17 protein-coding genes and 1 pseudogene are annotated in these 21,762 nt (G+C 46.2%); 11 read left to right on the plus strand and 7 right to left on the minus strand.

All coding sequences use genetic code 11. From position 1 onward, the window contains the following. Together QTN94_RS13770 and QTN94_RS13775 are read left to right on the plus strand one after the other, a co-directional pair. Positions 1–187, plus strand: a pseudogene (locus QTN94_RS13770) (DUF2931 family protein); the annotation flags it as partial. A gap of 42 nt (positions 188–229) precedes the next feature. Beyond that, on the plus strand, positions 230–976 hold the full coding sequence (locus QTN94_RS13775) for a DUF2931 family protein (RefSeq protein ID WP_331427953.1): 747 nt from the start codon (positions 230–232) through the stop codon (positions 974–976). 7 nt (positions 977–983) lie between these two features. Here QTN94_RS13775 and QTN94_RS13780 read toward each other — a convergent pair whose 3' ends face one another. The 4 genes from QTN94_RS13780 to QTN94_RS13795 form a co-directional block, all read right to left on the minus strand. Continuing rightward, a complete protein-coding gene (locus tag QTN94_RS13780; RefSeq protein ID WP_138972006.1) occupies positions 984–2,321 on the minus strand; it encodes an ATP-binding protein in 1,338 nt (445 codons plus the stop codon). Continuing rightward, on the minus strand, positions 2,311–2,970 hold the full coding sequence (locus QTN94_RS13785; RefSeq protein ID WP_138972005.1) for a response regulator transcription factor: 660 nt from the start codon (positions 2,968–2,970) through the stop codon (positions 2,311–2,313). Before QTN94_RS13785 ends, QTN94_RS13780 begins: the two co-directional genes overlap by 11 nt. Before the next feature lie 12 nt (positions 2,971–2,982). Beyond that, a complete protein-coding gene (locus QTN94_RS13790) occupies positions 2,983–3,381 on the minus strand; it encodes a PepSY domain-containing protein (RefSeq protein ID WP_331427954.1) in 399 nt (132 codons plus the stop codon). 69 nt (positions 3,382–3,450) lie between these two features. Next, on the minus strand, positions 3,451–5,190 hold the full coding sequence (locus QTN94_RS13795) for a DEAD/DEAH box helicase (protein WP_331417164.1): 1,740 nt from the start codon (positions 5,188–5,190) through the stop codon (positions 3,451–3,453). 73 nt (positions 5,191–5,263) lie between these two features. Here QTN94_RS13795 and rsuA point away from each other — a divergent pair, with 73 nt between their 5' ends. The 3 genes from rsuA (at position 5,264) to QTN94_RS13810 (ending at position 7,986) form a co-directional block, all read left to right on the plus strand. After that, the gene (rsuA, locus tag QTN94_RS13800) at positions 5,264–5,965 is read left to right on the plus strand and encodes a 16S rRNA pseudouridine(516) synthase RsuA (protein ID WP_331427955.1); all 702 of its coding nucleotides are present in this window, start codon (positions 5,264–5,266) and stop codon (positions 5,963–5,965) included. 156 nt (positions 5,966–6,121) lie between these two features. Then, positions 6,122–7,327: a Bcr/CflA family multidrug efflux MFS transporter gene (locus QTN94_RS13805; protein ID WP_331427956.1), complete on the plus strand. Its 1,206-nt coding sequence runs from the start codon at positions 6,122–6,124 to the stop codon at positions 7,325–7,327. Next, positions 7,327–7,986, plus strand: a complete 660-nt coding sequence (locus QTN94_RS13810) for a DUF2913 family protein (protein ID WP_331427957.1) — start codon at positions 7,327–7,329, stop codon at positions 7,984–7,986. Before QTN94_RS13805 ends, QTN94_RS13810 begins: the two co-directional genes overlap by 1 nt. Before the next feature lie 27 nt (positions 7,987–8,013). Here the strand turns inward: QTN94_RS13810 and QTN94_RS13815 are convergent, their stop codons facing one another. Next, complete coding sequence (locus QTN94_RS13815) at positions 8,014–9,453, minus strand: DUF2867 domain-containing protein (protein WP_331427958.1); 1,440 nt, start codon at positions 9,451–9,453, stop codon at positions 8,014–8,016. Positions 9,454–9,561: 108 nt separating this feature from the next. Here QTN94_RS13815 and QTN94_RS13820 point away from each other — a divergent pair, with 108 nt between their 5' ends. The 5 genes from QTN94_RS13820 (at position 9,562) to nhaA (ending at position 16,738) form a co-directional block, all read left to right on the plus strand. Then, positions 9,562–10,932, plus strand: coding sequence for an MATE family efflux transporter (locus tag QTN94_RS13820; RefSeq protein ID WP_138971998.1), 1,371 nt, complete (start codon positions 9,562–9,564; stop codon positions 10,930–10,932). Between the two features lie 123 nt (positions 10,933–11,055). Further along, complete coding sequence (locus QTN94_RS13825; protein ID WP_269376340.1) at positions 11,056–11,727, plus strand: ABC transporter ATP-binding protein; 672 nt, start codon at positions 11,056–11,058, stop codon at positions 11,725–11,727. Beyond that, a complete protein-coding gene (locus QTN94_RS13830) occupies positions 11,708–14,161 on the plus strand; it encodes an ABC transporter permease (protein ID WP_331427959.1) in 2,454 nt (817 codons plus the stop codon). The genes QTN94_RS13825 and QTN94_RS13830 overlap by 20 nt, the downstream gene beginning before the upstream one ends. Continuing rightward, positions 14,162–15,280 carry a lipocalin-like domain-containing protein gene (locus QTN94_RS13835; RefSeq protein ID WP_331427960.1) on the plus strand — a complete coding sequence of 373 codons (1,119 nt, stop codon included), beginning with the start codon at positions 14,162–14,164 and terminating at the stop codon, positions 15,278–15,280. 273 nt (positions 15,281–15,553) lie between these two features. Continuing rightward, on the plus strand, positions 15,554–16,738 hold the full coding sequence (gene nhaA, locus QTN94_RS13840) for a Na+/H+ antiporter NhaA (RefSeq protein ID WP_331417172.1): 1,185 nt from the start codon (positions 15,554–15,556) through the stop codon (positions 16,736–16,738). Between the two features lie 77 nt (positions 16,739–16,815). Here nhaA and QTN94_RS13845 read toward each other — a convergent pair whose 3' ends face one another. Then, positions 16,816–17,430, minus strand: coding sequence for an OmpA family protein (locus QTN94_RS13845; protein WP_331427962.1), 615 nt, complete (start codon positions 17,428–17,430; stop codon positions 16,816–16,818). A 2-nt stretch (positions 17,431–17,432) separates the two neighbouring features. Continuing rightward, complete coding sequence (locus QTN94_RS13850) at positions 17,433–18,746, minus strand: TolC family outer membrane protein (protein ID WP_331427963.1); 1,314 nt, start codon at positions 18,744–18,746, stop codon at positions 17,433–17,435. Positions 18,747–19,034: 288 nt separating this feature from the next. Here QTN94_RS13850 and QTN94_RS13855 point away from each other — a divergent pair, with 288 nt between their 5' ends. Further along, entirely contained in the window at positions 19,035–21,491 is a 2,457-nt protein-coding gene (locus QTN94_RS13855) for a cadherin repeat domain-containing protein (RefSeq protein WP_331427964.1), read from the plus strand. The last annotated feature ends 271 nt before the right edge of the window (positions 21,492–21,762 follow it).

The raw sequence follows: 21,762 nt of genomic DNA on the forward strand, positions 1-21,762 counted from the left end.
AGAGCTTGAACCTATTAAGGAGCTCGATATGGATTCCTTTGGCAACGATGCTGAAATCTATCGAATCAATTATGGCAAGCGGATGGCAGAAAGAGCCAAACAACTTGGTGCGACGCTCGATCCAATTCCGTGGGATAAGGTTAACAAGGTCTATTCCAAAGAAGAAATTACTAAGCTCGAACTATGATGTGTTTTGACCTTTTCCAAGATAAGTAGAGGGCATGATGCTGTGAGTTGTCTTGATATAAAGTGGTTTATTGCCCTGTTAGTGCTTATCACTTATGCAAATGCTAATGCATTTAGTCGGGTGCCTAGCGTACCGGAAGATATGCCTAAATGGCGTATTGGTTACGCGATGTCAACTTTGTATCCTGTTCAGGTTACAAATGCTTATGGGGTTAATGAGCTAAGAGACTGGACGTCTTTCATTCAACTCGACATGCATTTTATAACGAGAACTCAGCTTGAAAAGGTTAGAGAGTATTACCCTAATTACGATGGCTTTAGTATTTCATTAGGCATGCATGTCCCTCCCAAAAGACAGGTTATGGCGACGAATGTTCTTCCCGATAGCGTCTATCTTTACTGGTCATCAATCACCAATCAAAGGTTTTTTGCGACCAAATTTGATCTAACGCCTAAGATGAAAACGGTGATGAGCACCAAAGAGCCATTCACCCGCTTTGACGGCTTTAAAACTCACTGTTATCGAAGTGATATTGTTTTTGGCTTCCTACCCAACGGAAATACAAAAGTGTGGCTAGATGGCTGTGGTGAGTACAAGTTTGTTACAGAGCTTGAACCTATTAAGGAGCTCGATATGGATTCCTTTGGCAACGATGCTGAAATCTATCGAATCAATTATGGCAAGCGGATGGCAGAAAGAGCCAAACAACTTGGTGCGACGCTCGATCCGATTCCGTGGGATAAGGTGAACAAGGTCTATTTCAACGATGAGATTACTCAACTGGAATGATGACTGATTATGAAAGCTTTAATGTTAACACCGCTCTCAATCCCCCCATGGAACTGCGTGACAGGGTTAGTTTCCCTCGGTAGCTGTGTGCCATTTCACTGACGATATTTAAGCCTAAACCGGTACCTGGCGTCGTCTCATCAAGGCGTACTCCGCGTTCAATTGCCTGTTTGAGTTTTTCATCGGGTATCCCAGGGCCATCGTCTTCAATGATAATGGCGATGTCATCAGCTGCTAAGGTCTCGGAATGCACACGGATGATGCTTTCTGACCATTTGTACGCATTTTCGAGCAAGTTACCGACCATTTCATCTAAGTCTGTTTTATCAACCGCCACTTGAATATCGGAATCAAGTTCGTTGATAAGCGTCACGCCACGCTCTGCATAGACTTTATCGAACGCCATCGAAATCGCATCAACTCTTTGGGAAGGATTCGCTCGAACCGAAAGAATATTCTTTGAGCCAGCCATACGAGCACGGCCAAGGTGGTAGTCAATTTGGCTTTGAATCTGCTCGACGGGGGGGTGTAGGTAGCGCTGGGTTTCCTGATCAAGCGCCGCGATTTCGTTTTTTAACACCGACAAAGGCGTTTTTAACGCATGAGATAGATTTCCAGCATGGTGTCGAGCGCGTTCAAGTAGCTCTTGGTAGTGGAACACCAGCGCATTGAGATCAGACACAACCGGAGCAACTTCTTTGGGGTAGTCTTGATCTAGCTGAGTCTTTTCACCAGAACGTAACTGAGAGAGTTCTTTGTGCATTTTCGTCAACGGACTGAGTGACCATTGAACCTGCAAGAAAATGACCGCCAGAACGCCAAAATAGAGCAGGGCAAGAATAATCCACAATTGGCTCATAAGGCTGCCGACGGTATCTTCGATAGGTTGTTCATCGATGCCGATAATCACTTCGATTGGGCCGTCATAGTCTGGGTAGTAAAGGGTGGTTTTTATGTAAATGAGCTTCTCGTTTCGTGCGCCAAAATACTCTTTTTCTTTCTTCTCCGATGTGATTTTTTTATCCCACAGAGAGCGTGAACGAAGCAGTTCCTTGTCTGTTTTGGCTGACCAGTAAAGTCCACTATAGGGACGATTGAAACGAGGATCTGAGAGTGTGCTCGTGAGGGTCAGGTTGCCGGTTTTATCCGCTTCAAGCGATGCTGAGATCTCATCCATATAGATGGTGAGCTGTGATTTGGTGTCATCAACCATGTAGCTGAATACCTGATTGGGTACGCTGACACCAACTGCAATAATCATCGCTGTTAACCAGACTACGGCCGCAAGGACGAGGCGGCTTTTAAGACTCAGTCGTTTAAGCAGCGTTCGTTTGTTACTCGGCATTCAGTTGATACCCTAGGCCACGAACGGTTTTAATCACTTTTGGTGCGATTTTTTTGCGGATACGGCCAATGAAAACTTCAATGGTGTTTGAATCACGGTCAAAGTCTTGTTTGTAGATATGCTCAACCAGTTCGGTGCGCGAGATAACCTTTTCTGGATTATGCATAAAGTAGGCGACGACTTTATATTCCAGCGCAGTGAGGCTAATCGCTTGACCTTGCCACATGACTTTTGATGTACGCGTATCGAGGCTGAGATTACCAATTTGCATCACAGGAGATGCGTTACCTGAAGCGCGGCGCAATTGCGCACGAATGCGAGCGGTAAGCTCGACCATTTCAAAGGGTTTAGTCAGGTAGTCATCGGCTCCGGCATTGAGTCCTTCTACGCGTTGAGTCAGGGTGTCTCGCGCACTAAGGATTACCACAGGCGTGTTGATGTTCTCGTCTCGAATGCCTTTCAAAACGGTTAGCCCATCTAATTTAGGTAAGCCAAGATCAAGTACGATGACGTCCCACTCTTCGGAGGTCGCGCGATAGAGGGCATCAATACCATCTTGTGAAAGTTCTGGCACCCAGCCGGTTTTCTCTAATGACTCTACAATTTGTTCACCAAGGCGTGGTTCATCTTCAACAACAAGAATTTTCATATTCAGTTCTTCTTAGTTTTTTAGTGCTTGTTTAATGTTTCTGCCTTTGATTTGCAGCATTTCCAAAGTTTTGGCGTTGTACTCGACTTTAATTATATTGTTGTCGTGGTTCAGTTTGAGCTCATAGATCCAAATATCGTCGTCTTCTTCGAGTTCAACGTGAATGATTCGTCCGTTTAAGTCACGTTCAACGGCCGCGTAGAGTTCTGAAAAAGGGCGAATGTTGCCATTTTTGACCGCTTCATAGACTTCATCCTGATCCTCATCGAACTCAATTCGAGTTCCCGGCTTGTGTACGTCCTGAACTAAAGCATGACCATCTTGCTGGTCATGTTTTTTAGCCATTGTTGGTAATGAGAATAGCACACAGGCAACGACGGCAGACGTCGTAACTATCGGACTTTTAAACATAATCATACCTTCTCGCATTTTCTATCGCTCAGTATACGGACTTGTTTATGAACACCAAGTGAATGGCATTTAGTTAGTTAACTCGTCAGCAAAAATCTTATCGCGCATCTTCCAGAAGCGTCCGGATTTTCTGGCAATAACAAACTGAGGAGGGCGGAATCGATGTTGATTGTTGACCACTTTGGTCGGTGATGACTCGTCAAAGGGGCGATGTTTGTCTGCCAGATGCGGGCGAACAAATTGATCAAGAAAACGCTGCTTTTGCGGTTTGGTAGAGAGTGACCAGAACTCACTAACTTGCGCTTGGTTGTCCCCGATATAAGCGACCTTGAGACTGCTTTTACCTTTATCGTCTTTGTGGACAGAGAGGGTCATTTCACGGCATTCGAAGACTAAGGCATCTTTTAGGTTTAACGCTTCTTTTAGTTTCTTATCTGGATCAACCAGAGTGGCGTCACATTCATGGCAAATTCGGGCGGCGATATCATTGTCTGCCCCGCATTCACCGCAGTATTTGGCGCGAAAACGATAGTTGCAGTGTTCACGCTCACCCGTTTCATCATCTTCAAAATAGCCTTGGCATTTACGGCCAAAGTGTTCGATTAAAAATCCGTTGTTGTCGAGTTTGCCCCAAAAGTTATTATTAAAACCACAGGCAGGGCAAGGGATGGTAATGATTTCACTGTCTGAGTCGGGCTTTGGATCGCCAACTTCTGGCTGATAAAGGTCGTAACTATTGCCTGCGTAATCCAGTACCAGACATTCATCTTTCCCCGGAGATAAGCGTAGTCCGCGACCAACGATTTGCTGATAGAGACTGATCGATTCTGTGGGGCGTAAAATAGCAATAAGGTCGACGTGCGGCGCGTCAAACCCCGTGGTCAATACAGACACGTTGACCAAGTACTTGATTTTTCGCTGCTTGAAGGCGCTGATAATGGCGTCACGTTCAGGTGTCGGGGTATCGCCAATGACGATGGCGGCTTCCCCTTGAGGAAGTAAGCTAAATATTTCTTGAGCATGGCGAACCGTAGCAGCAAATATCATGATGCCCTGTTTCTGGCGAGACATGTGAATGATTTGGTCGACAATTTGCGGGGTGGCTCGCTTGGCTTTGTCGATGACCATATCCATTTCCGACTCTTTATAGCGACCTGTACTGGCTGGTTTAAGCTGCGAGAAATCGTAACTCAGCACTGGTGCGTCCATCATTCTTGCCGGAGTGAGGAACTTTTCATCAAGTAAGTAACGAATGGGCAGTTCGAAAATGCAGTCGCGGAAAAAACGCGGTTCTTCACTTCGCACCAAACCACGAGAGTGATATTGATAAATCCAGCCCATTCCAAGTCGATAGGGTGTTGCGGTGAGCCCGAGAACCTTAATGCCAGGGTTTAAGTTTCGTAAATGGGTAATGACTTTTTGATAGCTGGTGTTCTTATCGTCGGGTACTCGGTGGCACTCGTCGATGACTAAGAGTGAAAATTGATTTTCAAATTGATCGAGATTACGTACCACAGATTGAACCGATGCGAAGACCACTTGTTGGTCTGTCTCTTTACGCCCTAAACCTGCTGAATAGATTGAGCCTTTGAGTCCGTATCCTTCGTACTTCTCGTGGTTTTGTTCGACCAACTCTTTGACGTGGGCAAGTACCAAAACTCTGCCTTTTGCCAGCCTCGCTAATTCAGCGATAACTAAGCTTTTTCCGGCACCAGTAGGCAGTACCAAAACTGCCGGTGTTGAGTGTTGACGAAAGTGATGGATTACGGCTTTTACCGAATCAGACTGGTAAGGGCGGAGTGTATACATAAAATGTGTGAAATAGCTCAACTATTTAGTTTAGTCGCACTATAATACCCTACCTGACTGAGATGAGGTATTCATGCGTTTAGATAAATATCTATGTGATGCATTAGGTGCAACACGTAAAGAAGCAACAAAAATCATTAAAAGTGGCGATGTAACAGTTAACGACGTCGTGCAGAAAAGTGGTGCAGTTAAGATCACTGAAGATTGTACGGTTGAGTGGCAGGGTAGAGAAATACATAAACCCGGCCCACGTTATATCATGCTGTTCAAACCTGATGGTTTTGTTTGCTCGCATGAAGATGGATTCAATCAAACAGCATTTGTGTTGCTGGACGAAGTGAAAATTGAAGATCTTCACTTTGCAGGTCGCCTCGACGTGGATACCACAGGTCTAGTGTTGATTACTGATGATGGTCAGTGGTCGCACCGAATTACGTCTCCAAAGCATAAGTGTGCGAAAACCTATCGTGTATGGTTGGCGGATCCTGTGCAAGAGGACTACGCAGACAAGTTTGCGGCCGGTATTCAGTTGCGCAATGAGAAAGAGCTGACGCTTCCTGCCAGCCTAGAAGTGGTGAATGCGGAAGAAAATGAAGTATTACTGACGATCACGGAAGGCAAGTATCACCAAGTTAAGCGTATGTTTGCCGCTCTGGGAAATAAAGTTGAACATCTGCACCGCGAACGCATTGGTGAAATCGAGTTGTGTGACACCTTGGAACCGGGCGAATATCGTTATCTGACTGACGAAGAAATTGAATCTGTCTGGAATTAATAGATAGTTTGGGAAATGCTGTGTTTCCGAATGGGAACTAGTTTTTTATCCGGATTTGATTGAGGATAGATCGGATCACGACATCGTTGATATTTATACATACTGTTTGGTTGCAGCACGGAGGCTGCATCTTATACGCCGCCGAGTAGGAGACTTATGTCTGAAAAATCCTTAGCGAAATCCAATACTCCACATATCAGTTTTCTACTATTTTTAGTGCTGGGTGCGATTGGTGCTCTGACCCCTTTAGCCATTGATATGTACTTGCCAGCAATGCCAGCCATCGCCCGCGATCTTGGTGTTAGTGAGGGTTCGGTACAAGTTACCTTGACCGCCTATACCGCAGGCTTCGCCATTGGTCAGTTAATTCATGGACCATTAGCAGACAGCTATGGACGCAGACCAGTCTTGCTGCTGGGCGTGCTGTTTTTTGGTTTAGCATCGGTAGTCAGTGCAACAACCCATGGCATCGATGCATTGACTTGGGTTCGCACCGCTCAAGGTTTTGCTGGTGCAGCGGCCGCCGTGATTATCCAAGCGGTTGTTCGCGATATGTTTGACCGAGAGGATTTCACCCGAGCGATGTCATTTGTCACATTGGTTATGACGGTTGCTCCGCTGATTGCGCCTATGATTGGCGGATATGTAGCGGTTTGGTTCGGTTGGAGAGCGATTTTCTGGATTCTTGCTGCATTTTCCTTGGTTGTTATCGCCCTAGTATTGTGGAAGATTCCTGAAACTTTAAGTGCAGAAAATAAGCAACCGCTACGGATCAGAAATACACTTCGCAACTATTTACGCTTGTTTCAAAATCCTGTGGCGATGGGTCTTATCTTCTCGGGAGCGTTTTCTTTTGCAGGCATGTTTGCATTTTTGACCGCAGGTTCGTTTGTCTATATTGATATTTATGGTGTGAGACCGGATCAGTTTGGTTATTTGTTTGCACTTAATATCGTTGCAATGATTATTATGACCAGCATTAACGGCAGATTAGTTAAAAAGGTCGGCTCGCATAACATGTTGCGCTTTGGTTTACTGGTTCAACTTATCGCGGGTATTGGTCTATTTGTTACATGGTTGCTCGACGCAGGTCTATGGGGCACCGTGGTGTTTGTGGTGATGTTTATTGGTACATTGTCGACCATCGGCAGTAACACCATGGGACTATTATTGAGTGGTTATCCAACGATGGCAGGTACTGCTTCTTCGTTGGCAGGGACTCTACGTTTTGGAACTGGGTCTATTATTGGTGCTGTTGTGGCATTTTTGCCCGGCGGCGTAACCTGGCCGATGATAACGGTTATGAGCTTGTGCTCGGTGATCTCGGCTACCTGTTATTGGGTATTTGGAAGAAAGGCGTAATGTCTGAATATACGGTAGAAATACAAAAACTAGTGAATGCGGCATTGGATGACATTGCTCGAGAGCACAAAGCGGGTAAGCTGGTGAATGGGCCAGTGGCAAACAATCTTTATTTGGTTCGTTGGGTGACCAAAGCGCTAAAATCGCAGCAGTATCCACGTATTGTGGTCGATGACCTGACTCGTTGGCAAAAAAGCGGTCGTTCTAAAGGTAATCAAGCTAGTTTGATGCAGACTTTCCAGCGAATCTCTAAGTTCTATGCGCAGTTTTTCCCACAAGGTCAAGCTGAACGTGTGATTAAAGACAAAGAGATTGATGCGTTTCTTGATGCAATGGAGCAGCAAGGGTGGGAGATCTCAACCTCAGAACCATTAGTCAATTGCGGTAAAGTTCAGATTTTCACTGAAGGTCCAAACTCACTGGCGCTCTGTTCAGAGCAGTGTGATAACTGTTTTGATGGCGAAGAGCTAGTGAAACCAATGAGTTGGTTTGTACGTGGTCATCATGCGGATTTTGTTGAGAAAGCATCCGCAGCAGGCTTTATGGTACATAAAGTCACCGACTATAAATCAAATGTGAAATATCACGGTGAATATTTGATTTTCCCAGCCAATAGAGGCAATCAGCTTGCAGAAATACCTCTGAGTTTGACGGTATAGTCATCGAGCTGTAATCGAAAAGAGCTTCTACGAGTGTGGAAGCTCTTTTGCTTTTCGAACAATGGCTTTGACCATTCCTTTAAAAATAAACATGTGCGCTGGCATCATCGCAAACCAGTAAAGAAGCCCTTTGAAACCTTGGGGGTGCCACCATGCCGTTACGGTTAAGCGCCTAAACTGGCCTACATCCTCTATCGAAAATTCTAATCGACCAAGCCCTGGCCCTTTCATACCAAACAGTAAAGAGATGAACTGCTGTTCTTCACAGCGGATGACCTTCCATGAGTCAATAAAATCGCCTACTTGCAACTGTGGCCCCGACGGGGAGCGTCTGATAGGGCGACCGCCACCGAAAAAAATATCGAGCCATTCTCGCGTGCGCCACAAACTGTTGGCGAAGAAATATCCTTGTTGTCTGCTGCCAATCTGTTTGACCAGTTGCCACAGTTGCTCGGAACTTAACTCGGTCTCAATATTGGCTCCGGTCTGTTTAGGGTAATAACCAAATCCGGGTTGCCAGCGCGAGAGAGCTGCTGGGTTAAATCCCCAAACATTACTACGAACGAAAGTCCCTTCACGCTCTATGCTGTTTTTGACCATGTCAGAAAAACGCACTAGTTGCTGAGGGTAGCGCTGCCTAATGGCTGTCGAGTCAGCGATAAAATCATGTTCTAACCCAGATAGCAGTGCCGCACCGATACTTGAAGGGACAGACGTGATTATGCCAAGCCAATGTGATGCCATCTTTGGGGTCAACAAAGAGGTCGACCATATCGATATTGGTTTGTGGATTGCCTGCGCAATGACTTTAAACTGTTCGCGATAACTGAGAGTGTCGGGCCCGCCTACTTCGAACAACTGGTGTTCTGTTGGTGGCTCTAACGCGACGGCTAGCAGATAGTGATTGAGATTTTCTAGTGCAATTGGGTTCGCGCGTGAATCGACCCACTTAGGGGTGATTAACAACGGCATGTTGTAGACAAAATCGCGCATGATTTCAAAAGCAGCAGAACCTGGGCCAATAATCACTCCAGCGCGTAACTCAGTGATAGGAACGCCAGAGGAACGGATGATGTCCCCCGTCATTCGCCGCGCTTGCAGATGTTTTGAATTGCCAGTCTGAGGTTGAATCGCACTCAGATAGATGACGTGTTGAACCTTACTGTGGGCTAGGGCGGCTTTAAAGTTCTCCGCCAGCGAGATTTCGTAATCAAGGAAATCATGGCCGTGAGCCATACCATGGACTAGAAAATAGATAAGATCAAAGTGAGGCACAAGCTCCATGGTCGCCGCTTGGTCGACAAGATCAAGATAGCGCAGGGTTAGATTGGGATGAGGTGCCACGCGCGCACGAAGATACTCGATTTGTCGAGCCGCAGCTGTAACGAGATAACCACGTTGGCAGAGCTGTTCTAGGAGTTGAGAACCCACGTATCCTGACGCCCCCAATACCAGCACTTTCTTCATTTATTTTCCCTGATATTTTTATGGTTTCATATTTAAGCCGATCATATAATAACCAAGTATTTTTTTCTCTATTTTCATGCTGTTGCAGCTCAAGGTGGGCGTTTGTCTATGCTTTCTCAAATCATGCACCATACCCGTGGTGACTTTATCCGCCGTCTGATTGCTATCGCTCTACCTATCACGCTGCAAAGTATCATGTTCTCAAGCCGCAGTTTGGTCGATGTTCTGATGTTAGGCCAATTAGGCGAAGCAGAAATTGCGGCGGTCGGTGTCGCTGCTAGGGCAACGTTTGTTACCACCATTATGTTAGTCGGTGTGACCACAGGTGGGGCCTTGCTGACAGCACAATATTGGGGGGCAGGTGATCGACAAGGGGTGCGTGAAAGCACCGCTTTAACTTGGTTGGTTTGTACCCTATTTGCTGCGCTGACTGCTCTGCTATTTGTTCTTTTCCCAAGCCAGATCATGGGGCTAGCAACCAATGATCCAGAGGTCAATCAACTCGGTAGCGACTATCTGGTCATCACGTCAGTCACCATGTTCGCAGTCGCTTGTGTTGCCAGTATGTCGGTGGGCTTGCGAGCGATGCATAAGCCGGGTATCAGCACCTTTTTTAGTGGCATTGGTATTGTGTCCAACATCTTTCTCAACTGGGTACTGATTTTTGGTAAATTTGGTATGCCTGCTATGGGGATCAAAGGGGCGGCGATAGCAACGGTGATGAGCGGCGCGATAGAGGTGCTCACGCTATTTTGCTACCTGCATGTTAAGCAGCATTTGCTGGCGTTTGGAGTTGATGATATTCGGCGAGTCATTGAGTGGAATAGAGTCATCAAGTTCTTGAAACTGTCTCTGCCAACCACTTTTAACTTCTTGGCATGGGCTGGTGGTTTGTTTGCTTATCACGCCATTATGGGACAATCCGGTGTTCAAGGTTTGGCTGCGTTATCAGTGATGACGCCTGTTGAATCTATCGCCTTAGCATTGCTAATAGGAATGTCGAATGCCGCAGCGGTGTTGGTGGGTAATCAGATTGGCGCTAAGAATTATGATGCGGTTTATTATCAAGCTATTGGTGTTACGTTACTCAGCTTGCTTGTTGGTGTTGTGGTTGCGATTTTGCTGTTCTTTGTCCAAAGCTCTGTGCTTGATGGTTTTAGCGCGTTGTCTGCCGAAACCCGCGCTTTGGCGGAAAAGTTTATGCTTGTATTGAGTGTTGGTATTGTACTTCGCTCTGTGCCGATGATGACCATTGTAGGCGTGTTGCGTGCAGGCGGTGACGTTAAGTTCTGCCTCTACCAAGATCTGGTTGCTCAATGGCTTATTGGTATTCCTCTTGCTGCGTTTGCGGCGATTGTCTTAGGCTGGCCGCCAGAGTGGATCTATTTGCTGTTTTTGACCGAAGAACTGATTAAATGGTTTGGTTCGCTGTTTAGGATGAGTACACGCAAATGGATACGTAATTTGATCGAAAATTAGATATTGAGCATCTATTTGATGTGTATAGATGCATATCTTGTGATCTAGTATCCAAATTACTTCCTAGATGGGTCGATTTAGTGTAGATTCACATTCCTATTTGTAAGGTTAACGAGAGAATCGATGTTACAACTGACAGACCTATGTAAGGGCTACTTAGACGGTGGTGAATTTCACCCTGTTTTACAAGGTGCTGAGTTGTCATTGAAACAAGGGGAGCAGGTTGCTCTGATGGGCGAAAGTGGTTCTGGAAAGAGCACTTTACTCAACCTGATAGCAGGCCTTGATACCGTTGATTCTGGTGAAGTTCTTTTCCCCAATTTTGCAATGAACTCTGTCGCAGAGACCAAGCGCACCGCTTATCGTCGTAATAACATTGGCCTTATCTTTCAGCAATTTAACCTTCTTCCGACTCTGAATGTCGCGGATAACATCCGTTTCTGTCGCCAGCTAAAAGGCTTGCCTGAAGATCAGGGACTATGGCGTCAAATTCTCTCTGCTTTGGATTTAATGCCGCTATTAGGTCGCTATCCTGAAGAGGTATCAGGTGGTCAGCAACAGCGTGCTGCGATTGCTCGTGCGTTATATATGGAACCCAAGATTCTTCTTGCTGATGAACCTACGGGAAGTCTTGATGAGCGAAATGCAGAAGCGGTGATGCGTCTGTTAACGAGCTTAACCAGGCAGCTTGACTGTACTTTATTGTTGGTTACGCACAGTGAACGCGTTGCGGAACATATGGAAGGCAGGATAAGGCTCCAAGGAGGGCAGTTGCATGTTATGGCCCGTAGTTAAAGCACTACTTGGCCACTACAGGCGTTATCCTTTTCAAATCCTTCTCGTCTGGCTCGGTCTTACTCTTGGTGTATCACTCTTAGTTGGCGTGACCGCGATTAATAGCCATGCTCGTCAAAGTTATGAGCATGGTGAAAAGCTATTTTCCAACCCTCTTCCATATCGTGTGCGTCCTAAGCATGCCACAAGCAAGATCCCTCAAGGATTTTACATCCAGTTGCGTCGTGATGGATTCCATCAATGTGCACCGTTTGAAAGTTTAAGAGTTGATACTGCGAGCGGTGTCGATTTGATGCTGATTGGTATCGACCCTGTGGCAATGCTGCGTTTTCAACCTGGCGTATTGCTCGAAGATCAGTCAACACTCGCTTTGATGCATCCCCCTTATCCAATCCTTGTCAGTTCGGATCTGGCTGCTCGAATGAAGTGGCAAGACAACGATGTAATTCAGTTAGATAACGGTAGTACGCTTGGTCCGATTATGGTCGACCAAGAAGGGAAGCTAAATGGGACTCGTATTCTAGCCGATATCTCGCTACTGAGAACATTAGCTCGCAGCTCTGGTATCTCCGTGATAGCGTGTGGTGATATGCCACCTGAAAAACTGGCGAAGCTAAAATCTATTCTACCTAATGGTATGGAGTTGAACCGCAGTTCGCGTGCAGAACTAGAATCGCTGACTCAAGCGTTCCACATGAATTTGAGTGCGATGGGGATGTTGGCTTTTTTAGTCGGTCTGTTTATCTTCTATCAGGCGATGTCGCTGTCTCTCACTCAGCGTCAACGACTAGTGGGTATCTTGCGCCAGACTGGCGTATCAGGCTGGCAACTTGCGCAGGCCTTGTTGCTGGAGCTGCTTGCATTGGTCTTGGTGAGTTGGTTGTGCGGCAACTTGCTGGGCATGCTGTTAGCAAACCAACTGATTCCAACAGTGTCAGCAAGTTTAAGCGATCTTTACGATGCTAACGTTGGTTTGGCGATTAGCTGGAACTGGCAAGCGAGTCTTTACAGTTTGTATCTTTCGGCCGCAGGTGCCATTGTCGCCTGTGCGTGGCCTTTGGTGCGCTTACTGCGTTCTCAGCCTGTTCGTCTTACCACGCGATTGTCACTGGCTCGCTTTACTGGTGCAGAGTTCACTATTCAAGCATTGCTGGCATGTGCATTCTGTATGGCCGCGATTGCGATTTATCAGGCTCCGCAGACACAAGAGTCGGGTTTTGCCATTATTGCTTTGATGCTGTTAAGTGTCGCACTGTTCACGCCTTATATTATTTGGAGAGTGTTCGAAAGCTTTTCATATTCACTTCGCTGGGTAAAAGTGCGCTGGTTCTTCGCCGATGCGGCTGCAAGTATGAGCTATCGAGGTGTCGCTACAATGGCCTTTATGCTCGCGATGGCGGCCAATATCGGTATTGAAACGATGGTCGGCAGTTTTAGGGATACCACGGATAGATGGTTAAGTCAGCGTTTAGCCGCAGATCTCTACATCTATCCGAATACCAGTACCGCGGCTCGAATGAGTGGTTGGTTAGCTAAACAGCCAGAGGTTGAGTCGGTTTGGTGGCGATGGGAAAAAGAGGTCTCTACCTCCTATGGTGCACTGCAAGTGGTGAGTACCGGACCGTCTGAAGGTGAGTTAGGCGCTCTGACGGTCAAGCTTGGTATTCCTGACTATTGGTATCATCTCCACCACTCTAAGGGTGTCATGGTGAGTGAATCGATGGCACTTAAGCTCGGGATTCGTCCCGGAGATTACATCGATCTTGATGGAAAACTAGGGCAAGGTTGGCAAGTCGTTGGGGTCTATTATGACTATGGCAACCCGTATAACCAAGTGCTCTTGTCCCATCGAAATTGGCTTTACGCTTTTGCTGGAAGCGGCATGGTTGCTTTGGGCACTGTGCTCAAGGAGGATGTCAATCCGATTGGTTTGAAACGCCGTCTCGAGGCGGTGTTTAGGCTTGATTCTGAGCGAGTGTTTGACAATAGTGATATTCACAAACATGCACTACGCGTGTTTGACCGTACTTTCTCCATTGCGGATACGTTGGGCAATATTACGTTGGTCATAGCGGTGTTTGGTATTTTCTTCGCTACAGTCGCGGGGGAGGTTTCTCGTCAGAAACACATAGCTTTGCTTCGCTGTGTCGGTATGTCGGGACGAGAGCTGATCTTAATGGGCAGTTTGCAGCTGTTTGTTTTCGGTGCTATCTCGATGTTGATTGCCATGCCGTTGGGGCTTGCTTTGGCACGCCTTGTGGTGGATATCATCATTAAACAGTCATTTGGTTGGACTCTGGAACTACAATTCATACCAACCGAATATCTTCAGACTGCGTCGCTTGCTATGCTCTCTTTGATGTTGGCTGGTGCGTTGCCTGTTCTACGGATGGTGAGAAATACGCCGATGAAGTCATTAAGGGATGCGTTGTAAATGAAGAGCTCGAAATTCACGCTCGTGATCATAGCAATTATCGCTATTGCGGCAGGTATATTTTCAGCACTTTATTTTCATCACTCGAACCAACTCGACAGCGTCGACAACCACAATGGAATGAACGCGATGTTCCGCTCTCAAGCGGATAAAGTGTTTGAACCAGTGCTGCCTGACAATCCTGTGGTGTTGCCTGAAGACTTCGCGTTTCACAACCAATATCAGCATGGATGGTGGCACTTCTTTGCCAATGTCGTTGATAAAAGAGGCAACCAATACGGTGTCCAATGGAGTTACTTCCGTATCGCGAACAGCGACAGTAACTTATCAGGTTGGCAAAGCCCTCAACTCTATATTTCTCATGTTGTTATTTCTGATAAGCACCGTGTCTGGCGTGAGCAGCGAGTCGCACGGGGTGGGATCGGACAAGCCGGCATGACGGTCAAACCATTCAAACTATGGATTGATAACTGGTTCTGGCGCTCTTTGGGACAGACACCTTTCCCTGGGCTATTGGACGCTCAGACGGATACTTTTGGTCTTCGCCTCACCACGTCGACGCGCGGGCCGTTTGTCATTCCCGGAGAACGTGGTTACGTTGTTAAACACGATTTGTTGCCCATCGCCTCTCACAATATAACAGCCCCTTTTTTGAACGTTAAAGGCCTGTTGGATCTTGGCGGAAACAAGGTTGTGCCAGTCGAAGGCAAAGGCTGGATGAGCAAAGAGTGGGGAAGTGGTTTGCTAGCCGAAGGGCAACAAGGCTGGGATTGGTTTGTGTTCCAGCTTGATGATGAGACTACCTTGTCGGTTAGTCGCTATCGTCATGATCAGCAGCTGCCTTATTTGTTCGGCACGCTATCAACCAATGATGGCAAAGTCGTTACGCTCACCAATGATCAAATCGATATCACGCCCGTGCTGTCCGCCGATTTCAACAATGGAAGATCGATTCCTATGCAATGGGCAATCAATGTCCCTGATTATGGAATCCGATTAAATACCCAAGTATTGAACTCCAACTTGTGGCTTCCTTTTGTTTTGCCATATTGGGAAGGGCCAATTACCACAACGGGAAGTCACAAAGCCAAGGGGTTTATGCAACTTACCGGCTACTAACCTCGACTTTGATGGGTGTACAAACTGTTGTGTTTCAATCGTACCAGAGCCACTTCTCTTGTAATATGAAGTGGCTTTTGCGTTTTTATATGGAAAAGCGTTGATTTTGCCTATAATTAACTAAGGAAAATAAATGGCATTCGAACGGTTTTCATCGGAAAAACCGAATCATTTACTCTAAAGAAGCGATTTTTACTGTGTTGGCGAACTCTATAAACTCAACTGTATTCTTTGTTAATCGCTTATTAACATAATAAATATAAGGGCAATATAATGAATGACATGATTCGCGATTTCTTCAAAATGGAGTCTGCCGGGGGCATTCTGCTAGTAATTGCGGCTGCAGTTGCTATGACAATCGCAAATACATCGTTGAATGATGCATACCAAGGTTTTCTTCATACCTACGTATTTGGTATGTCTGTGTCGCATTGGATCAACGATGGCTTGATGGCTGTCTTTTTCTTGCTAATCGGTTTGGAAGTAAAACGAGAGCTACTTGAAGGCGCTCTTAAATCAAAAGAAACAGCTATCTTCCCAGCAATCGCAGCCGTTGGCGGTATGCTGGCTCCAGCTTTGGTTTACATTCTGTTTAACTATGGTGATGCACAAGCTGTTCAAGGCTGGGCGATTCCAGCCGCGACGGATATTGCGTTTGCTTTAGGTATCATGGCGCTGCTCGGCAAGCGTGTACCAGTGAGTCTGAAAGTTTTCTTGCTTGCGCTGGCTATTATTGATGACCTCGGTGTTGTTGTGATCATCGCGCTATTTTATACGGGTGATCTCTCTACTTCAGCGCTGGCGGTTGGCTTCGCAATGACAGCGGCACTGTTTATCTTGAACTCTAAGAAAGTGACTAAGCTAACACCTTATATGATTGTGGGTGCTATCTTGTGGTTTGCGGTGTTGAAGTCAGGTGTCCATGCTACGCTTGCAGGTGTTGTGCTCGGTTTTGCGATCCCTCTCCAAGGTAAGAAAGGAGAGCACTCGCCACTGATACATATGGAACATGCGCTTCACCCATACGTTGCGTTTGGTATCCTGCCACTGTTTGCTTTTGCCAACGCAGGCATCTCGTTGGAAGGTGTGTCGTTAGACGGTCTGACATCCATGCTTCCTCTGGGTATCGCGCTTGGTCTATTGATTGGTAAACCTCTAGGTATCTTCTCGTTCAGCTGGTTAGCAGTGAAATCAGGTATTGCGAAACTGCCTGAAGGCATTAACTTTGTGCATATCTTCGCTGTGTCTGTGTTGTGTGGTATCGGTTTCACCATGTCGATCTTCATCTCTTCACTGGCATTTGGCTCTGTTAACGCTGAGTTTGATACCTATGCTCGTTTGGGTATCCTAATGGGCTCAACGACAGCAGCTGTATTGGGTTACTTCCTACTACACGTGTCGTTGCCAAAGAAGGTCGCTAGTGTTGAGGGTAGTGAGCAAGTGAACTCTCAGCACTAATTCAAAACAGACAGCATTAGTATTAGAAACGCCCCGTAGAGACGGGGCGTTTTTTTACCTATGGATTTTTGTTTGGGCTACTTTTCAATGATGGTGAAAATAGTCCACTCTTCAACAACTTCTTCTTTCAGGCCTACCACCGTTGCGGTTACGCGACGATTTAAAGCATGAGAGGTTTCGTCATCGCCTTCTGCTTCTAGACGCGACTCACCGAAACCGACGATGGTGACGCGCTTTGGATCCACTTCATACGAAAGTAGTTCGTCTTCAACGGCGTGAGCCCGTTTTTTTGATAGCTCAAGGTTATAGTTGGGATCACCCACTTTACTGGCATAGCCTTGAATCTGAATTGACGCAGATTGGTAGCTATCAAGAAATTCCGCCATAGTCTGGATCTGATCGGAGAAGATTGGGTTGATTTCATAAGAGTCGTTGGCGAACAAAATTCTGAGTTGTCGCTGTTCTTGTTCTACAATCGCTGCGCCACAGCCATCATTATCTACCATGGCGCCAACGGGTGTGCCAGGGCATATATCACGTGCATTCACCACGCCATCTTTATCATCGTCAGTCAGGTCTGATATTTGATTGGCGATAGGCGTTTCGATGTAGTCGTATTCGTCCTCTGCATTGGCTGCACTGAATGGAACGATAAACAGTAAAGTGAGAGGGATTAGGTGTTTGTTCATCATACTTAGTACTCCACTCGCTTAGTCCAAGCCTCAGGGGTATCGACCAATAACGCATCTAACAGATTGCCAGTTGCATTCATAACGCGGTACTTGGCGTATTGTTCTGCATAGTGTGCATCAAGGTAGTCCTTACGCGCTTCAAACAGTTCATTTTCTGTGTTGAGTAGGTCAAGTAAGGTTCGTTGGCCAATCTGATACTGCTTTTTATAGGCAATAACAGTCTCTGATGCAGAATCAACGTGGTCGGCTAAGAAGTTTTTCTGTTGCAGTGTTAAATCTAGTGCACTCCAAGATAGGCGAAGGCTTTCCTCAACTTGGCGATATGCATTATCGCGAAAATCTTTAGCTTGGTTGAGTTGGAATGCTGCTCGTTCCGACAAATCACGGTCAGATCCGCCGTTATAAAGGTTGTAACGCATGCGGAGCATCGCAAGTGTTTCATCACTGCTGCCTCGATCACCGCCGGCATCGTCTCGCCATGTTTGGCTTGCTTCAATCGAAAGTGTGGGGAAGTAGTTACCTTTAGACTGCTTGTATTGGAAACGAGCAGAATCGACGTCAACTTGAGACACTTTGATAACTGGATGTTTATCAAAGGCTTCGACAAGAGCGTCCGTTAACGACAATGGCAGCTTGGATTCGTCAGCTCGCGGGTAAATCAGACCTAATGGCTCTTGTCCAACTATGCGACGGAATTGAGTGTGTGTGTCGATGAGGTTGTTTTGTGCTGCCAATAGATTGCCGTGTGCTTTGGCGAGCCGAGCTTCTACTTGTGAAACATCGGCTGTTGAGCCGATCCCTGAACTCGCGCGGCGTGATATGTCACGATAGATCTCTTTATGAACCGCAAGGTTACTTTCGGATAGGGCAAGCACCTCTGTCGCCTTTACTGCATCCAGATAAACTTGTGTCACCCGAAGTGCTATGTCGGAAGCATCAGCAATAAGTTGATAGCGGATAGATTCAGCGTCTGCTGCGGTTCTATCCATATCATTTAAAGTTGCATTACCGTCCCATAGCAATTGGGTCAGACTAATACTTGCTTCTTTTCTTGTCAGATCGGTGTCCGATCGTCCGGTCGACTCAGCGGGATTAATGCCTTCATAACCAATGCCAGCGTCCAAATCTAAGCTTGGCAGATAGGCACCTGTTGATGCATCTGCTTGCTTGACTGCACTTTGGAACTCGTTGAAGGTGCTTTTTATTTCAGGGTTGGTTGCAAGAGTAATTGCGACCGCTTGCTCAAGTGTCTGTGCTTGTACCGATAGGCAAGCTAGCAGTACACCACTTGCAATGAGTGACTTTTTCCAGTTCAAGGTAGCCTCCTTAATCAGTGCTATGTTTCCGGCGCTTTTTAAGCGTGTGTTTAGCCTGTGGCGAGTATCAAAAGCTTAGTTGACATATCTGTAATTTGAGAATTTTTGTGTCACAAAAGTGAGACCTAATATTAATGACTTAGTAACTTTCGTTAGCACTTTGTTGCTATTAACTAGATTGTCAGTAGCTTAGGGGCTAGTTTTTAAGGTGTAGAGGTATGCGTAATTTGTATCTTCACACTGGTGGAGAGGGGGGGAGCGCATACCGTTTGTATGGGGAACCTGCTTATGAATGCGAAGAGCTTAGCGCCGTTTATGCTTGCCAGCACAACTGTTTTGATTGACGTAAATGGTGATGTCCGAGAGTTGTTGCCAGGCGAAGTTCCGGCACCCGGTGAAGTGATAGTAGTCTTGGGACAAGACGCTACAGCCAATGCTGATTCACCGACTGGGATAGAGGCACAGTTAATCGGAGAAGGGGGAAACCTCGATCTCAACCTAGATAATGAAATCGCTTCGATTATTGAGCAAATTGAGCAAGGTGTCGACCCAACTCAGAACGACGATTTCGCGACCGCCGCCGGAGGACAGGATGGCTCAAGCCTCACTGGCTCGGGAGATATCGACCGTACTGGTGCAGAAACATTAGCAGAGACTCAATTTGATACTTCAGGATTGGAGTCTCAAGGTTTGTCGGAAACGCAAAGTCTTGCCTTGTTGGATATTGTTGCGGCACAGCTTGTTATTGAACTTGAAGCGCCAGTGTTTGACGCAGAGAGTTACGATTTCTCTTATGATGAAAACTCAGAACCAGGTACGGTAATCGGAACCGTTTCTGCGACGGATCTTGAGGGTGACAGTGTCACATATTCTTTGGTGTTTGAAGATGGTGACCCACTAGCCGATTACTTTGCCATTGATTCGGATACAGGGGAAATATCACTGACGGAAGCAGGGGCTGCCGCCTTCACCAATGATTTTGAAGATGAAGGTAGCTTAAATAGCCACAACCTTGTTGTACAGGCCAGCGATGGTACTAACATCTCCCAAGTTTTAGTTACTTTAAATGAGTTGGATGTCAATGAAGCCCCTGAGTTTGATCAACCTGAAGGTGGTTATGCATTCAGCTACAACGAAAACTCCTCTGACGCCTATGTGATAGGCACCGTGACCGCCACCGATGAAGATGCGGGTGATGTAGTGAGCTACAGCATTAGTTCGAATGTTCAGGTTGATGGTCTAGACTTGTTCGAAATAGACAGTGTGACTGGCGAAATCTCCCTCACCGCAGCAGGGGTAGACGCCTTCACCAACGATTATGAATTGCCAGACAACCAGCACACCATTACGGTGGTTGCATCAGATGGTGAACTAAATACGGAAGTCGTGGTTGACCTAACGGAGCTTAACGTTAACGAACTACCTGTTACCGAAGACTTTAACGTTGATGCGGGTGAAGCGATCATTGTGCCGATTATATTCGACTCTGATGACGAACTACTCGACCACATTTCAGATGAAGATGATGACTTTAATGGTGTTGAGCTCAACGTGATGATCACCTCTTTGCCACAATACGGCACCTTGCTCTATACAGATGACTTTGGCGAAACCAGAGTGATTACTGAAGCAGATCTTCATGTATTAGGTAATGAGATTGACCCTGCTAAGTTATTTGATCCTAGCAACTTTACTTTTGTCCCAGGACCGGGCGATCCATTTGAAATGGGGTATAGCGGCGACCCAGAGAATATTGTTCTTGACGAAGATGGCTTCTATAACTGGGGTGAGTGGGTCAGTGATACCGAACGTCTAATCACTTTAGAGAATGGCAATACCATCGGCATATCGATTGTCGACAACAACGATAAACCGCTCAAACAATACACCGGCGGCCCTGCCCATGTTGGTTGGGGTATCGGTGATACCGATGGTAGTGGTATGAATAAAGAGGAAAAATTAATCGTTGATCTTAGCAACAACCCTCTCGGTGTGGTGACCTTTGGCTTAGATGGTATGGGGGGCTCATTTGTCGCCAACAGTAATGTCTATGTCGAGGTTACATATACGTTTGCCGATGGTACGACTCATGTAGAGCAATACCATAAAGATGAGGGTGACGTGGGTAACGAGCAAACTCTTTACGAATTTAGTTACTCCTTTCCAGATAACCCAATTGTTCAGATGGAACTAAGTTCGACAGGGGGCAACTGGGAGTTACGTTACTTGTCAGGTACACAAGATATCACTGAAGACATCACTTTTGACTATGTGGCTGTCGATTCAGATTTAGCAGTGAGTAACGAATCAACCGTGACCATTGATGTATCGGAATCTCCAGAGTATGAAGTGCTTTCCGCAGCTCAAGGAGATGAAATGAATGCCGATTTGGGTAATCAAATGATGCTCGGTGATAGCGAGGACAACGTGTTCACTTGGCTCGATGGTACCTTAGACAACGGAACCGATGTTGTTGACAACTTTGAGCTCGGTAGTGATTTGATCGATTTACGCGGTATTTTGGAACAAGATGACAGCGTACTGCTGGGTGATCTTATCGATTCCATCAGCACTGAAATAGACGGTGATGACATTGTTATGACCGTGTCAGATGAGGGACGAGAGCAAACCATAGTGTTAGAGGGAATGACCACAGCCTTTGAAGAGGCAGGTTTCATCGAGAACAATGCGATCACCAATGAGTTGGAATTATTGGCTCAAGTATTGAAAACAGATGCAGCATAATTAACCAATAAAATGGCCAGCCAAACGGTTGGCCTTTTTGATAATTGGGTCATTATTTCAAAAGTGCAGGTCAAAAAATATTGCCAGATGAATTCGAATTATGTTAATTTTCGCGGCAATCTCGGAGATGAGTCGTAATTCGATATTCTGGGGGATACGCGTGATGGCATTCGGGCTGAGTGAACATCACGTAGGGTAGGTATCGACAAACCCTTTTGTCGATAGACGGGATACTTATGTCGCTGAAGACATGTGAATGGGAAACCCAACA

It is taken from the genome of Vibrio sp. M250220, assembly GCF_036533795.1.
GTDB lineage: Bacteria > Pseudomonadota > Gammaproteobacteria > Enterobacterales > Vibrionaceae > Vibrio.

Coding starts and splice junctions, on each gene's coding strand:
- rsuA (WP_331427955.1), top strand. CDS start 5,264: ATGCGTTTAGATAAATATCTATGTGATGCATTAGGTGCAACACGTAAA.
- QTN94_RS13785 (WP_138972005.1), bottom strand. CDS start 2,970: ATGAAAATTCTTGTTGTTGAAGATGAACCACGCCTTGGTGAACAAATT.
- QTN94_RS13790 (WP_331427954.1), bottom strand. CDS start 3,381: ATGTTTAAAAGTCCGATAGTTACGACGTCTGCCGTCGTTGCCTGTGTG.
- nhaA (WP_331417172.1), top strand. CDS start 15,554: ATGAATGACATGATTCGCGATTTCTTCAAAATGGAGTCTGCCGGGGGC.
- QTN94_RS13820 (WP_138971998.1), top strand. CDS start 9,562: ATGCTTTCTCAAATCATGCACCATACCCGTGGTGACTTTATCCGCCGT.
- QTN94_RS13835 (WP_331427960.1), top strand. CDS start 14,162: ATGAAGAGCTCGAAATTCACGCTCGTGATCATAGCAATTATCGCTATT.
- QTN94_RS13815 (WP_331427958.1), bottom strand. CDS start 9,453: ATGAAGAAAGTGCTGGTATTGGGGGCGTCAGGATACGTGGGTTCTCAA.
- QTN94_RS13810 (WP_331427957.1), top strand. CDS start 7,327: ATGTCTGAATATACGGTAGAAATACAAAAACTAGTGAATGCGGCATTG.
- QTN94_RS13855 (WP_331427964.1), top strand. CDS start 19,035: ATGAATGCGAAGAGCTTAGCGCCGTTTATGCTTGCCAGCACAACTGTT.
- QTN94_RS13795 (WP_331417164.1), bottom strand. CDS start 5,190: ATGTATACACTCCGCCCTTACCAGTCTGATTCGGTAAAAGCCGTAATC.
- QTN94_RS13845 (WP_331427962.1), bottom strand. CDS start 17,430: ATGATGAACAAACACCTAATCCCTCTCACTTTACTGTTTATCGTTCCA.
- QTN94_RS13805 (WP_331427956.1), top strand. CDS start 6,122: ATGTCTGAAAAATCCTTAGCGAAATCCAATACTCCACATATCAGTTTT.
- QTN94_RS13825 (WP_269376340.1), top strand. CDS start 11,056: ATGTTACAACTGACAGACCTATGTAAGGGCTACTTAGACGGTGGTGAA.
- QTN94_RS13830 (WP_331427959.1), top strand. CDS start 11,708: ATGTTATGGCCCGTAGTTAAAGCACTACTTGGCCACTACAGGCGTTAT.
- QTN94_RS13780 (WP_138972006.1), bottom strand. CDS start 2,321: ATGCCGAGTAACAAACGAACGCTGCTTAAACGACTGAGTCTTAAAAGC.